This is a genomic window from Streptomyces hokutonensis (genome assembly GCF_042751305.1).
Taxonomy (GTDB): Bacteria; Actinomycetota; Actinomycetes; order Streptomycetales; family Streptomycetaceae; genus Streptomyces; species Streptomyces hokutonensis_A.
In genome coordinates this window covers 81,646-95,619 of record NZ_JBHYWD010000005.1, presented here as the reverse complement: position 1 = coordinate 95,619, position 13,974 = coordinate 81,646, and the positions used below count along the sequence as shown (strand labels likewise).

Sequence of the window (13,974 nt, the reverse complement as noted above, 5' to 3'; positions counted from 1 at the left end):
TTGGGTGGCGAGTGTGTCTCGCCCGTCAGCACCAGCGGGGGGCCGGACCGATGTTGTCGATGTAGCGCGCCGAACCCCAGGCCCAGGTGCCGTCCGTGAGCAGGTACCAGAGGTGGTTGCCGTCGACGTTGGAGCCCCTCGTCTTGCAGAAGATCGAGACGTGCTCGCCGCGGTGCGCGTACCGGATGATCCTGCTGCCGCGGTCCGGCCGGGTGCGCAGGGCCAGTTCGCGCGCCGTCACGACGCCCCGGTACAGGCGCTGGTTGTGGTGCTCGCCGTGCTCGTTGTCGTCGCCGCGACCGTTGTCGTCACCCTGCTGGTTGTGCTCGCCGCGACCGTCGGAGTCCTCGTCGCCGCGCTGGTTCCAGCCGTCGTCGTCCTGGGAGCTGCTGACGCTCTGGTCCTGGTCGCCCCATTCGTCGTCGGCCACGGCGGGCGTGACGGCGGCGGCGGTGACGAGCGCACCGGCGGCGACCGCTATACCGATACGCCGGAGAGAGAGGCTGAGGGACATGGGGGTACCTCCAGAAATGGGGCGAACCTGACTAATCGCCACATTAGGGGGAGCGGGACGGGCCGCGCTTGTCATGTTGGTCCACACGAGCGCGCCCCTTCAGGAGCGCGGGGCTGTGCCGATATGCGGCTCCGCCGCGTGGGCGCGATCAACCCCCGCCGGTCCGCTGCCGACAACCACTCTCATCGCAACGTCAACGTCGCCAGCGCCCCGCCGTCCTCAACGTTCGCGAACACCAGCCTCGCCCCCAACACCTCCGCCTGCCCCAACGCGATGGTCAACCCCAGCCCATGCCCCGTAGCTCCCCCCTCCGTACGGAACCGCTGCGGCCCGTGCTCGACGAGATAGCCCGGGTACCCGTCCCCGTGATCCCGCACGGTCACCACCGCCCCGTCCACGGTCACCACCACCGGCCCCCGCCCGTGCCGGTGCGCGTTGGCGACCAGGTTCCCGAGCACCCGCTCGAGCCGCCGCCGGTCCGTCTCCACCCACTCGTCCCGTACGACGACGACCTCCGTGTCCGTCCCCGACGCCTGGACCACCCTCCGCGCCACCGCCCCCAACTGCTCAGTACCCAGCTCGACCTGCTCCCGCCGGGTGTCGAGCCGGGAGATCTCCAGCAGGTCCTCCGTGAGCGTGCGCAACGCGGCCACCCGGTCCCGCACCAGCTCGGTCGGCCGCCCCGGCGGCAGCAGTTCGGCCGCCGCGTGCAGCCCGGTCAGCGGGGTGCGCAGCTCGTGCGCCACGTCGGCCGTGAACCGCTGCTCGGTCTGGAGCTTGCCCTGCAACGAGGCGGCCATAGTGTCGAGCGCGGCGGCCACCGCGGCGACCTCGTCCTGCGGCCGGGTCGCGTCCTTCGTACGGGGATCGTCGACCCGTGCGTCCAGGTCGCCGGCGCTGATCCGCCGGGCCACCTGTGCGGTCCCGTGCAGCCGCCGGGTCACCCGGGTCACCGCGAACGCGCCGACCAGCAGGGTCGCCCCGATCGCCAGCGCCGAGGACCACACGATCGCCCGGTCGAGCCCGGCGATGGTGTCGGCGCCCTGCGAGTAGTCGACCGCCACGGCCAGCACCCGGCCCCCGTCGGCGGGTCCCGCCGCCCACATCGTCGGGCGCCCCCGGCGCTTGCCGACCATCGTGCCCCGGTCGCCGTCCGCGGCCAGCTGCCGCAGGGGCACGGGCAGGCTCTCGGGATCGACACCGGCGCCGTGCAGCAGCGAGTCCCCGGCCTCGTACTGCGCCGTCGCCGTCCGCAGCCGCGACAGCGCCAGTTGGCGGGCCTGGCCGACGGTCCGGTCGGTCACCGACACATGCACGAGCACGCCGAGCAGGGCGGCCAGCGCGCAGCACATCACCGTGATGAACACGGCGGACTTGAAGGCGAGGGTCCCGGCCCAGCGGGGCAGCGCGAGCCGGGTCACGAGGTCGCCGAGGGTACGGGCGTGGGCGTCGCGCGACGGACACCGTGCTTACGGCTGCCCGTGCGCAGGAACTCGTCGTGGGTCAGCAGCATCGCCTTCTGCTCGGCGTCCCAGGTCCACTGCACGCGGTACTCGTACCCCGCCAGCTCGGACGGCGAGCGGATGATCACCGAACGCCCGGCCAGCTCGACGCCGCTCACCGCGTCGTCGTTGGCCATGACCTGCACGAGCCGGTGCTTCTCGACGGTGTAGACCCGCACGGCCGTCATCTTCGTGGGCAGCAGCCGGAAGCCGAGCGTCAGGTCGTCGTGTCCGTCGCCGGTCAGGTCGCGGTAGTACGGCTTGAGGACGGGGCACTTGCTGCGGTCCCCGCCGCTCCCGCAGTCGCCGATCCGCTCGGCGGTTCCCCGGTACGGCGCCTGGGAGCCGTCGTAGTTGCTCGGGTTCGCGGCGATCTCGGCCCGTACGACGGTGATCGGGTCCACCTTGCGGATGTCGTCGCCGGGGACGGTGACGCCCTGCACGATCTCGGTGTCGGCCTCGTCGAAGTCGTAGGCGGGGGAGGCGGCGGGCGACAGATTCGGCCAGAGCCGGGCGGGGCTGGTCGCCGTCGGGGTCGCGCCCGCGGCGTGCAGTGCGCCGGTGTCACCGCAGGCCACCGCGGTCGCGAGCAGCAGAGTGACGACGGCGGTGGTGCGCAGGGGGCGGGGGAACGGCACCCGTACACCCTATTCGTACGGAAGTCCTTTTTGTTCACGCAGGTCAGCGGGTCGGGGAAACGATTACTCGGCCAGCTCCTCCAGCAGCCGGGCCGTGGACAGTCCCGCCCGCAGATACTCCACGAACAGTTCGTTGTGCAGCGCCCACGGCGAGCGGCGGGCGCGGATCAGCCGTATCGCCTCCTCGGTGGAGTACCCGCGCCGGACCAGCGCGTGCGCGACGACGAGCCCCGACCTGTTGTAGCCGTGATAGCAGCGGACGAGGACCTTCCGCCCGTCGTCCAGCGCGTCGCACGCGGCCCGGGCCAGCCGCATCACGCCCGCGAGCTGCGTCCCGTCCAGCGGCCCGTCCGGAATCGGCCACACATGGTGCTCGACGCCGGAGTCGGGCCCGTGCCCCGGCAGCCGCAGCAGCGTCTGGACGAGATCGAACTCGTCCCGCACCACCGCGAACTCCCGCTGCCCCGAGCGCCCCCTGAACTCGTGCCCGCCCATCCACAGACCGGTGACGATCTCGCTCCACGGAGTGTCCGGAGCGGGTACGTCGGGTTGCTTCCTGCGCGTCCGCAACGGCGCCTCCCCAAGCCCCAGCGACTGACCCAAAGGTAACCGGGTTCTTGCCCCTTGAGCACCCCGCCTGTTCCCATGGTCGAGGGGTGATGACGCATGAGTGGACTACGCGTCGTACCGACCTGGCGCCATGGTCAGGAACGGCTGTACGTCTGTCACACGGACGGAAGGAACGTCGCCTGGTACGACAGGGAGGCGGCCAGGATCAACCTGCTGAGCGAGGACCGCAGAGAGGACGTGCTGCACGCCCTCGGCCCCTTCCTCACCGGACCGGTCACGATCGGCCCGCCGCCGGTGCCGACGCCCGCGGAACTCGCGCGGCTCTCCCTCCACCCCGACGACGACCTCGCGCCCAACCGCCCCGGCGAGGCGCTCCACCTGGCCCTCGACCGGGACCCCGGCCCGCAGCACCGGCTCCGCCCCGACCAGCGCCGCCGCGCCCTCACCGCCGAACAGGTCGTCGGCGAGGCCCTGGACGCACTCGACGGCGCGGGCTGGCACGCCCTCCACTCGATCCCGCTCCCCGGCGGCGACCGCCTCCACCACCTGGTGATCGGCCCCGGCGGCCTCTTCGCCGTACACACCCTGTACGCCCGTAAACAACGCGTCCGCATCGCCGACCCCATGGTCACCCTGGGCCGCCGCGACCCCCTCCCCCTCCTCCGCCGGGTCCGCTCCGACGCCGACCGCGCCTCCTACGCCCTCACCGCCGAGGTCCGCCCGCTGCTGGCCCTGGCCGGCCCGGCGGACGTCGCCGTCCTGAACCCGCTCCGCGAGGTCCGCGTACTCCAGGACACGGAACTGCCCGGACTGGCAAGGACGGGAGGGGTGTTGAAGCCGGCGGACGTGGAGGCGCTGCATGCGATGGCCCGGGACCGGCATACGTGGGGGAAGGTGTGACGGGGGTGTCAGTCCCGTCCTCCACGGTCTGAGCATGACCCCTGAGATGTGGGACCGGTTACGCCCGTTCCGTGACGAGGCGAGCGCGCGCGACATACCCGCCGACGACGTGGAGCGCCGGCTGGACACGGCCCGCCCCTGCGTGACGCTGACGCGGGCGGAGGACGGGGAGTGGCAGGAAGCCGGCCCGGTCGTGGGCAGATTCGGCGGCCCGCTCCTGCTGCCGCCCGATGTCCCGGACCCCGCCCGCCCCTTCGTAGCCTCCATCGACCTCACGGCCCTCCGCACCGACACGACGGACCTGCCCCTTCCTCCCGACGGCCACCTGCTGCTGTTCGCCTTCCCGGAGACCGCCGACGACTACGAAACGCGGGGCAGCGCGGTCCACGTCCCCGCCGGCACGGCCGTGACGGAACGGGACCCCAACGCCTGGAACACCTTCGACTTCGAGGACGAGGAGGCGATGTTCAAGGCGTTCCCCCAGGGCCCGTTGAGGGCGACGGCCGGAGTGTCCTTGCCGTACCACCACGCGGTCGAGTACCCCCGCGCCGGGGAACTCGTCCAGGTCTGGAACAGCACCCAGGACGCCATCACCCCCCAGGCCCCCATCCAACTCGGGGGATACGCCTGGGAGGAGGCCGTCCACACCGATCCGGTCGCCATCGCCGCATACCGCGCCGGAAAAGCGGCGGAAGCGGGCCACTGGCCCGGCCCGGTCTCGCCCGACGCCTCGGACTGGCTCCTCCTCGCCGACTGGCAGGCAGGCATGGACGTGGAGGGCTGGGAGAGCGCGTCCGTCCACTGGGCGATCCAGCGCGAGGACCTTGCCACGGGTCGCTTCGACCGGGCGTTCACTTCGGTGTTCTGGAACCCCTGAGGTCCGGTCGATTTTCAGCCCGTCCGGCGTTAGAGGTCGGGGCCCCCGCAGGGGCGAAGCGGGGGGCGGGGGGCGCCCGCCCCCCCGAGCGGCCGCGGTGGGGGGGGGGGGGGGGGAAACTAGGGCCCACCCCCACCGGCCCCCCACCGACCAACGGCGCCAGCAAGTCCCCGTACTCCCGCAGCCGTACCCCCATGTCCGTTGCCAGAAAGGTCAGTTGGCCCACGGACCGACACCCCTCCACCTCCCCCCACGTCACCGGCGCCGACACACTCGGCTCGGCCCGCGCCCGCAGCGTGTACGCCGTCGCCGTCGTCTTCCGCGCAGCGTTCTGGCTCCAGTCGACGAACACCTTCCCCGGCCGCAGACTCCGCGTCATCCGGTGCACGACGAGCCGGGGCATGGCCTTCTCCGCCTCCACGGCCAGCGCCTTCGCGTACTCCACGGCCCGCTCCGACGGCACCGGCTCCACCCCCGCCAGCAGATGCAGCCCCTTCGCCCCGGACGTCTTGACATACGCCTCGATCCCGTCGGAAGCGAGCCGCTCCCGCAGCCACACCGCGACCTCGCAGCACTGCACGACCGTCGCCGGCGCCCCCGGATCGAGATCGAAGACCAGCCGGTCGGCGGAGCCCGGCGCCCCGATCACCCACTGAGGGGTGTGGAACTCGGTGACGAGGTTCGCCGCCCACATGAGGGACGCCAGGTTCTGCACCAGCACCATCCGGGCCGGCCCCTCCGACCTGGGCACCTCGGCCGTGGTGACCCACTCGGGCGTACCCGGCGGCACGTTCTTGGCGAAGAACACCTGACCGTCCGGCCCGTCCGGGTACCGCAGGAAGGACAGCGGCCGGTCCCGCAGATGGGGCAGCAGGGCCTCGGCGGTGGTGGCGTAGTAGTGCAGGACCTCGCCCTTGGTGAAGCCGTCCGCCGGGTACAGCACCTTCTCCAGGTTGCTGAGCGCCAGCCTTCGCCCCTCCACCTCTGTGATCGGCGTCATACGATGAGAATCCCACGGAAACGTGACGAACCGGACGCGGACCGGATGTGATCCGGAATCGGAAGGCGGGTGCGGCAGGTGCGATCCATATGGAACGGCGCGATCTCCTTCGGCCTGGTCAGCATCCCGATCAAGCTGGTGAACGCGACCGAGAGCCACTCCGTCTCCTTCCGCCAGATCCACACCGAGGACGGCGGCCGCATCCGCTACCGCAAGGTCTGCGAACTGGAGGACCGCGAGGTCAGCCAGGCCGAGATCGGCAAGGCGTACGAGGACGCGGACGGCACGATGATCCCGATCACGGACGAGGACCTGGCCCAGCTGCCGATCCCCACGGCGAAGACGATCGAGATCGTGGCCTTCGTACCGGCCGACCGGATCGATCCCCTCCAGATGGACGCGGCCTACTACCTCTCCGCGAACGGCGTCCCCGCGGCCAAGCCGTACACCCTGCTCCGCGAGGCGCTGAAGCGCAGCCAGAAGGTGGCCATCGCGAAGTACGCGCTACGGGGCCGCGAACGCCTCGGCATGCTGCGCGTGGTCGACGACGTGATCGCCATGCACGGTCTGCTCTGGCCGGACGAGATCCGCGCCCCCGAGGGCGTCGCCCCCGACACCGGCGTCACCGTCCGGGACAAGGAACTCGACCTCGCGGACGCCCTGATGGACACGCTGGGCGAGGTCGACCTCGCCGACCTCCACGACGACTACCGCGAGGCCGTAGAGGAGATGATCACCGCCAAGGCCTCCGGCGAACAGCCGGCCGATGCCCCGGCTCCGGCCCGCAGCGGCAAGGTCCTCGACCTGATGGCGGCCCTGGAGAAGAGCGTCCGCGAGGCACAGGAGTCGCGAGGCGCGGAGCCCGCCGGTGCGCGGACGGCGGCCAAGGCCGAGGTCACCTCCATCTCCTCGCGCGCGACCCCGAAGCAGACCACCGGCAAGAAGTCGACCTCCACGGCGAAGAAGACGGCGGCGAAGAAGACGACGACCACGAAGGCGACGACCACGAAGGCGTCGGCCTCCGGATCCGCGAAGAAATCGACGCAGACGCAGACGCAGGCGACGAAGAAGACCGCCGCGAAGAAGACCCCGGCGAAGAAGGCAACTCCCCGCAAGCGAACCGCCTGAGTCCCCGCTCGCCGCGCAACGTCACCCCACCCGCCGCAACGCCAACACCGCGTTGTGCCCCCCGAACCCGAACGAATTGCTCAACGCCAGATCCCCACCCTCCGGCAGCTCCCGCCCCGCCCCCACCACCACGTCCAACCCCAACGCGTCGTCCAACTCGCCACCCCCCACGGTCGGCGGCACCACCCCGTGATGCAGCGTGAGCACGGTCGCCACGGCCTCCACCCCGCCGGCCGCCCCCTGCAGATGCCCGAGATGCCCCTTGAGCGCGGTGACGGGCACGGCCCGTCGTCCGAACACGGCCCGCAGCGCCTCCGCCTCCGCGAGATCGCCCTCGACCGTCGCCGTGGCATGCGCGTTCACGTGCACGACGTCCACGACATGCCCGCCCGCGTCCCGCACCGCCCGCCGCACCGCGAGCGCGACCCCGGCGCCGGAGGGATCCGGCGCGGCCATGTGGTGCGCGTCGGCGGACAGCCCCCACCCGGCGGCCTCGCAGTAGATCCGCGCTCCACGCGCACGGGCGTGTTCCTCGGCCTCCAGGACGAGCACCCCCGCGCCCTCCCCGTTCACGAACCCGTCCCGGCCCTTCCCGAACGGCTGCGACGGAGACGAACCGTCCGCCAACCCCCGCGTGGACAACGCCCGCATCGCCGCGAACGACGCCATGATCGCCGGCGTGACGACCGCCTCGGCCCCGCCCGCCAGGGCGATGTCGACGCGGCCGTACCGTATGCGGTCGATGGCCGCCCCGATCGCCTCGGTGCCGGAGGCGCACGCGGCGGTGACTGTGCGGGCCTCGCCGGTGATGTGCAGGTCGAGGGAGACCTGGGACGCGGCCTGTGAGGGCACGGTCATGGGGGTGGTGAGCGGGGAGACCGCGCGCGGCCCCTTGTCGCGCAGCTTGCGGTCGCCGCCGACGAGCACGGACGCGTCCCCGAGGATCGCCCCGAGGCTGACGCCGACCCGCTCGGGGTCGAGCCCGCTCTCCCGGGTGCCGCCCGCCACGAACCCGGCGTCGTCCCACGCCTCCCGCGCGGCGAGCACGGCGAACTGCGCGGCCCGGTTCATCCGCCGCGCCGCCGCGCGTGGCAGCAGCTCCGCCGGGTCGACGGGCACGGTCCCGGCCACCCGTACGGGCAGCTCCGCGAACTCCGCGCCGTCCAGTTCCCGGATCCCGTGCCGACCGTCGAGCAGCCCCCGCCACAGCTCGCCCACCCCGACCCCGAGCGGCGTCACGGCCCCGAGCCCGGTGACCACCACCCGCCGCGGCCCGTTCACGACCGCCTCCCGCTCCGGCCGCGCGTGATGCCCTACCACGTACTCCGCGCCACCCCACCCACGGACCTCCGTATCGTTCGCGACCTCTCCCGCCGCCCCGTCCGGATCCCGGTGCCACACACCCCAACGCCGTACGTACGACACCTCGTCGGCGCGCGGATCGACGACCCGCAGGGTGGTCACCCGGTCGCCGTCGCGGAACTCGACCGCGGTGAGGTCCTGGGAGTCGAGGCGGGGGATCGCGCCGACGTCCATCCGGTGGCAGGCGACGGTGACGCGCAGGTTCCGGCCGAGCACCTCGTCCCGGTCGGCGCCGCCGAGCGGCGGACGCAGCGCGAGCCGGATCGTCTCCGGGGTCTCGGGCAGGGTGTGCATGACGACGTACCAGCAGTCGCGTTCGGCGTCGTCGGGGGACAACGCGATCAGGTCGCCGGGGATGACTTCGGCGGCGCTCACCGGGTGCGGGGCGAACGGAATCTCCGGTGAATGGGGTGAATTGGACATGGCTCTACACACTCCCTGTGCTCAGAACGGACTTATGGTGCGCGGCAAACCATCCCGAGTGAACTGGACGAAACCGGAAAACGCCACGGTTGAACGGTGAACCTCTTGCGGCTCTCGGGCTCTCAAGGCCCGCCGGAATGGGGCGAGTTGTCCGATTCGATCACCGGTCTTATGTGTGGAAGGTCACTTTCGCGCCCGCGGTCGCCGTCCCCGCCCCCACTTGTTCCCGGGATTTAACGCGAGGCCCTCTGGCAACTCCCTTTCTACGCGCGTAACTTGAGCCGACTCCCCACAGGCACCGGTATCGGCAGCTACACGAAGTACGAGGAGACCGCCAGCGTGTCCAGACCTGAAGGGCGCAGACCCCGCGCCCGCCGCACCGCCCAAGCGATCGTCTCGGTGGGCGCGGCGGGAGCGTTCGCCTTCACCGCCCTGCCCGCCGCGCACGCCACCCCGTCGGCCTCGGCGGTGATCGCCGAGGTGTACGGCGGCGGAGGCAACTCGGGAGCCACCCTGACCCGGGACTTCGTGGAACTCGGCAACGCCGGTTCGGCGGCCTACGACCTGTCGGGCTACAGCGTGCAGTACCTGCCCGGTTCGCCCTCCGCCGCCTCCACTTGGCAGGTCACCACCCTCACCGGCGCGATCGCCCCCGGCGCCCGCTACCTGGTCGGCGAGGGCACCGGCAGCGGCGGCACCACCGCGCTGCCGACCACCGACGCCAGCGGCTCGGTCGCCATGAGCGCCACCACCGGCACGATCGCCCTGGTCTCCGGCACCACCGCGCTGACCTGCAAGACCGCCGCGGACTGCGCGGCCGACACCCGCATCGTCGACCTCACGGGCTACGGCACCGCGGTCGTCCGCGAGGGCAGCGGCCCGGCCACCGGCGCCTCCAACACGGCCGCGGTCGCTCGCGCCGACTCGCTCGCCGACACCGACGACAACGCGGCGGACTTCACCGCGGGCACCCCCTCCCCGGTCAACTCGGCTGGCCAGACGCCCGGTTCGGGCGACGGCGGCGGTGGCGACGGCGGCTCGCCGACCGACCCCGGCACCGTCCGTGTGCACGACATCCAGGGCACGACCCGCCTCTCGCCGTACTCCGGCCAGACGGTCACCCGCGTCCCCGGCATCGTCACCGGCGTCCGCTCCAGCGGCTCCCTCGGCTACTGGATCCAGGACCCGACCCCCGACACCGACCCGCGCACCAGCGAGGCCGTCTTCGTCTACACCGGCTCCACCAAGCCCACGGTGGCGGTCGGCGACTCGGTCCTGGTCACCGGCAAGGTCAGCGAGTACTACCCGAGCAGCACCAGTCAGTCGAACACCGAGATCAGCGGCCCGACGACCACGGTCCTCTCCAGCGGCAACGCCCTGCCGGCCGCCGTGACACTGGACGCCACCTCGGTCCCCGACGCCTACATCCCCACCGCGTCCGGCGGCAGCATCGAGTCCCTCGCGCTCCAACCCACCGTCTACGCCCAGGACTTCTTCGAGTCCCTGGAGGGCATGCGGGTCACGTTCGCCGACGCCCGCGTGGTCGGCGCGAGCGACGCGTACGGCGAGCTGTGGGTCACGGTCAAGCCGGACGAGAACGCCACGGCACGCGGCGGCACCCTGTACTCCTCCTACGACCAGCCCAACACCGGCCGTATCGAGGTGATGTCGCTCGACACCACCTCAACCTTCCCCGCCGCCAACGTCGGTGACGAACTGTCAGGGACCACCACCGGCCCCCTCGACTACTCCACCTACGGCGGCTACAACGTCCAGGCCACCCAGCTCGGCACCCTCGTCGACAACGGCCTGAAGCAGGAAGTGACGCGCAAGCAGAAAAGGGACGAGCTGGCGGTCGCCACGTACAACGTGGAGAACCTGGACGCGCTCGACACCCAGGAGAAGTTCGACCGGCTCGCCGAGGGCGTCGCGGTCAACCTCAACTCCCCCGACATCGTCGCCCTGGAGGAGATCCAGGACGACAACGGCGCGACCAACGACGGCACGGTGACGGCCGAGGGCACCCTGAAGCGCTTCACGGACGCGGTCCGCGCGGCCGGCGGCCCGGTCTACAAGTGGCGCTACATCTCCCCGACCAACGACGCGGACGGCGGCGAGCCCGGCGGCAACATCCGTCAGGTCTTCCTCTTCAACCCCAAGCGGGTCTCCTTCACCGACCACCCGGGCGGCGACGCGACCACCGCGACGAGCGTGGTGAAGACCCGCCACGGCGTCGAACTCACCTACTCCCCGGGCCGTATCGACCCGACCAACGCGGCCTGGGAGGATAGCCGCAAGCCGCTGGTCGGCGAGTTCACCTTCCAGGGCGAGCAGGTCTTCGTGATCGCCAACCACTTCATCTCCAAGGGCGGCGACCAGCCGATCCACGGCCGCTACCAGCCCCCGGCCCGCAGCTCCGAGACCCAGCGCGCGGCCCAGGCGGCGGAGGTCAACACCTTCGTCAAGTCCCTCCTCGCGGCGGACAAGAACGCCAGGGCGATCGTCCTCGGCGACCTGAACGACTACGAGTTCTCCCAGACGGTGACCACGCTGACGGCCGACAAGGTCCTCACGCCCCTGATCACCACCCTCCCCGCCGCCGAGCGCTACACCTACGTCTACGACGGCAACTCCCAGACCCTGGACCACATCCTGACCAGCCCCGCGGTGACGTCCTTCAACTACGACGTCGTCCACATCAACGCGGAGTTCGCGGACCAGGCGAGCGACCACGATCCGCAGATCGTGCGGATCGATGTGTCGAAGTGCGGTAGGCACTGACGCTGTTGGCGGGTGACGGGGCGGGACGGCGTAAGTCGCCCCGCCCCATCAGCCTCTCGGCGCCGGGCAGACAACCCCCTGAGGGGCGCGCCCTCTCGATGCCGGCCAGGGCAACTCCCAAGGGGCGCGGGGCTGTATCGATATGCGGCTCCGCCGCGTGGGCGCGACCAGCCACAACGCGCCCGCACCCGCAAGACAACACAAGCCCCTCAGGCGCTGACGCGCACACCCCGGTCCACCACACTCCGCCCCGTCACCATGACCAGCCCCACCCCAACCACCAGCCCCACCGAGGGAAGCACCGGAAACCGCCCGCCATAGGCGAACCCATGCCCCGCGAACCAGATCAGCGCACTCACACTCGCCGCCAGCCCGCCCCACAACGCCCAAGCCCTGCGCGGTTCGTCGCCCGGCCGCGTCCGCTCGTAGGCCACTGCCAGCCCACGCTCCAACGGCCCCAGCCCCCCCTACGACCCCCACCAGCACGACCGTGAGCACGGCCAGCCAGGGCACGCGCAGCGCCCACCAACTCCCCGATCCGTAAGCGGGTTCGGGCGCGAGGTCGGGGAGATAGAAGACGCCCGCGACGACCAGCACGGGCAGCATGTGCCACAGGTAGAGCGTCATGCCGGCACCGCCCAACGGCCGTACCAGCTGCCAGAGTTGCCCGCGCTCCAGCAGTCGCCGCAACGCGGGCGCGAGCAGCAGCGCCACCCCGACCTGCCCAACTGCCCACGCCAGCATGGCCGCCGACGGGGGATTGGTGTTACTGGGGCTCTGCCCGGTGACGAGGATCAGGCTCACCGGGAAGGGTCCGAGCCGGACCAGCGCGGCGAAGGCGACCGCACCGCCCGCGGCCATGAACGCGGAGACGGCGGACCGCTCGGTGAGGAGCTTGTCCCGCCAGCAGAAGCCCAGTTGATAGGCGACGCCCCACACGAGCACGTAGTTGAGCAGTCCTACGACGGGCGCGTGCACGGTGACCACCAGCGTGTCGGCGACCAGGGCGACCGCGCCCAGCACCACCGGCACCCGCAGCCCCCACCGCCGATGTGCCGCGTGCAGGGCGGGAGTTGCCGCCGGCTGCTCACAAGGCCTGCCCAAGGCCCACACCCTTCCCGAACACGGCGAGGAATACGACGACGGGGCACCCGTCTGAGTCAGTCGCAGAAGGAGCGGATCGTGAGCCGGTGCACCAGGGAGTCCTTCAGGTAACGGGAATCGGAGCTCTGTCCGTTACCCACTTTCGGGTGACACCCCCGGCTGACCTGGGGTGGCGCACCCTGGCGATCACGGACCTCGGGTCAGTGCCCGCAAGAACTAGGTGCGTCAACTCGGCGCATCACACGCATAAATGGACGGTACAGGCGACAATCACGGAAATGCGACTGACTCGTAACGTGATTCACCTATCGCCCATATCCCGTCGGCGCGGTGGAGAAGGTGTGGGTGTGCGGCCAACAGGCCGCCACCCGCACACCGCACAGCCCGGGTCCGGCCGTTGCCGTATCCGCGGATGTGCCCGCACCATGCTGGGGGAACCCGTGACCTCTTCACCTTCCGTGTCCGTCCGTCGTCTGGCCGCAGCCGCGCTGGCTGCCGGCGCTCTCGTCGGCGCGGCGGCACTGCCGGCGACCGCGTCGGACCACGCGGCCCGGTCGAGCGTGGAGATCAGCCGCGTACAGGCCGACTCGCCGGGACTGGACGACCGCTCCGCCCGTTCGCTGAACAACGAGTGGGTGGAGATCACCAACCACGGCCGCCACGGCGTCGACCTCGACGGCTGGAAGCTGTCGAACAAGGAAGGCCAGATCTACACCTTCCGCCACTACCGCCTCGCCGGCCACGCCACCGTCCGCGTCCACACCGGAAAGGGCCGCGACACCGCCCAGGACGTCTACCAGGACCGCCGCGACTACGCCTGGGACAACCGCTCCGACACCGCCACCCTCCGCAACGACCACCGCCGCCTCGTCGACGACAAGTCCTGGGGCGGCCGCAACGGGGGCGGTCACGAGGGTGGCGGCCACGAGGGTGGCGGCCGTAACGGGGGCGGGGGCCACAACTGGGGTGGCGGTCACGAGGGTGGCGGCCACAACGGGGGTGGCCACGAAGGCGGCGGCCACGAGGGTGGCGGCCACGGGGGCGGCGGCCACCGCTGACCACCACCGGTTCTGTGACGTCCGGCCAGTGACGTCTCAGTAGTCAGGTGACATCCACGGCGCGCTGTCCTATCCAGGGGCGGCGCGCCGTGCGTCCGACTGACCGTCCATCAACTG

At 71.5% G+C, this 13,974-nt stretch carries 11 protein-coding genes and 1 pseudogene; 5 read left to right on the top strand and 7 right to left on the bottom strand.

What is annotated here, in order from left to right; genetic code table 11:
• Positions 1–25: 25 nt before the first annotated feature.
• The 4 genes from ACFXC1_RS15295 to ACFXC1_RS15280 all read right to left on the bottom strand — a co-directional run bounded on the left by ACFXC1_RS15295 (position 26) and on the right by ACFXC1_RS15280 (position 3,224).
• A complete protein-coding gene (locus ACFXC1_RS15295) occupies positions 26–514 on the bottom strand; it encodes an SH3 domain-containing protein (RefSeq protein WP_381242841.1) in 489 nt (162 codons plus the stop codon).
• A gap of 182 nt (positions 515–696) precedes the next feature.
• The gene (locus ACFXC1_RS15290; RefSeq protein WP_381242839.1) at positions 697–1,935 is read right to left on the bottom strand and encodes an ATP-binding protein; all 1,239 of its coding nucleotides are present in this window, start codon (positions 1,933–1,935) and stop codon (positions 697–699) included.
• Complete coding sequence (locus tag ACFXC1_RS15285; RefSeq protein ID WP_381242837.1) at positions 1,932–2,654, bottom strand: hypothetical protein; 723 nt, start codon at positions 2,652–2,654, stop codon at positions 1,932–1,934. The genes ACFXC1_RS15290 and ACFXC1_RS15285 overlap by 4 nt, the downstream gene beginning before the upstream one ends.
• A 63-nt stretch (positions 2,655–2,717) precedes the next feature.
• Positions 2,718–3,224, bottom strand: a complete 507-nt coding sequence (locus ACFXC1_RS15280) for a protein-tyrosine phosphatase family protein (protein WP_381242835.1) — start codon at positions 3,222–3,224, stop codon at positions 2,718–2,720.
• 96 nt (positions 3,225–3,320) lie between these two features.
• Here ACFXC1_RS15280 and ACFXC1_RS15275 point away from each other — a divergent pair, with 96 nt between their 5' ends.
• Both ACFXC1_RS15275 and ACFXC1_RS15270 read left to right on the top strand, forming a co-directional pair.
• Positions 3,321–4,124: a nuclease-related domain-containing protein gene (locus ACFXC1_RS15275; RefSeq protein ID WP_381242834.1), complete on the top strand. Its 804-nt coding sequence runs from the start codon at positions 3,321–3,323 to the stop codon at positions 4,122–4,124.
• A gap of 34 nt (positions 4,125–4,158) precedes the next feature.
• The gene (locus tag ACFXC1_RS15270) at positions 4,159–5,001 is read left to right on the top strand and encodes a DUF1963 domain-containing protein (RefSeq protein ID WP_381242832.1); all 843 of its coding nucleotides are present in this window, start codon (positions 4,159–4,161) and stop codon (positions 4,999–5,001) included.
• A gap of 130 nt (positions 5,002–5,131) precedes the next feature.
• On the opposite strand, the pseudogene ligD reads toward ACFXC1_RS15270, so the two are convergent.
• A pseudogene (gene ligD, locus ACFXC1_RS15265) lies at positions 5,132–6,001 on the bottom strand (non-homologous end-joining DNA ligase); the annotation flags it as partial.
• 78 nt (positions 6,002–6,079) lie between these two features.
• On the opposite strand from ligD, the gene ku reads away from it, so the two are divergent.
• Complete coding sequence (ku, locus tag ACFXC1_RS15260; RefSeq protein WP_463293533.1) at positions 6,080–7,129, top strand: non-homologous end joining protein Ku; 1,050 nt, start codon at positions 6,080–6,082, stop codon at positions 7,127–7,129.
• A 21-nt stretch (positions 7,130–7,150) separates the two neighbouring features.
• Here ku and ACFXC1_RS15255 read toward each other — a convergent pair whose 3' ends face one another.
• On the bottom strand, positions 7,151–8,914 hold the full coding sequence (locus ACFXC1_RS15255) for a beta-ketoacyl-[acyl-carrier-protein] synthase family protein (RefSeq protein ID WP_381242828.1): 1,764 nt from the start codon (positions 8,912–8,914) through the stop codon (positions 7,151–7,153).
• A gap of 399 nt (positions 8,915–9,313) precedes the next feature.
• Here ACFXC1_RS15255 and ACFXC1_RS15250 point away from each other — a divergent pair, with 399 nt between their 5' ends.
• The gene (locus tag ACFXC1_RS15250) at positions 9,314–11,695 is read left to right on the top strand and encodes an endonuclease/exonuclease/phosphatase family protein (protein ID WP_381243533.1); all 2,382 of its coding nucleotides are present in this window, start codon (positions 9,314–9,316) and stop codon (positions 11,693–11,695) included.
• Between the two features lie 48 nt (positions 11,696–11,743).
• Here the strand turns inward: ACFXC1_RS15250 and ACFXC1_RS15245 are convergent, their stop codons facing one another.
• On the bottom strand, positions 11,744–12,799 hold the full coding sequence (locus ACFXC1_RS15245) for an acyltransferase family protein (RefSeq protein WP_381242826.1): 1,056 nt from the start codon (positions 12,797–12,799) through the stop codon (positions 11,744–11,746).
• 440 nt (positions 12,800–13,239) lie between these two features.
• Between ACFXC1_RS15245 and ACFXC1_RS15240 the strand changes: the two genes are divergently transcribed.
• Positions 13,240–13,857 carry a lamin tail domain-containing protein gene (locus ACFXC1_RS15240; protein ID WP_381242824.1) on the top strand — a complete coding sequence of 206 codons (618 nt, stop codon included), beginning with the start codon at positions 13,240–13,242 and terminating at the stop codon, positions 13,855–13,857.
• Positions 13,858–13,974 lie beyond the last annotated feature (117 nt).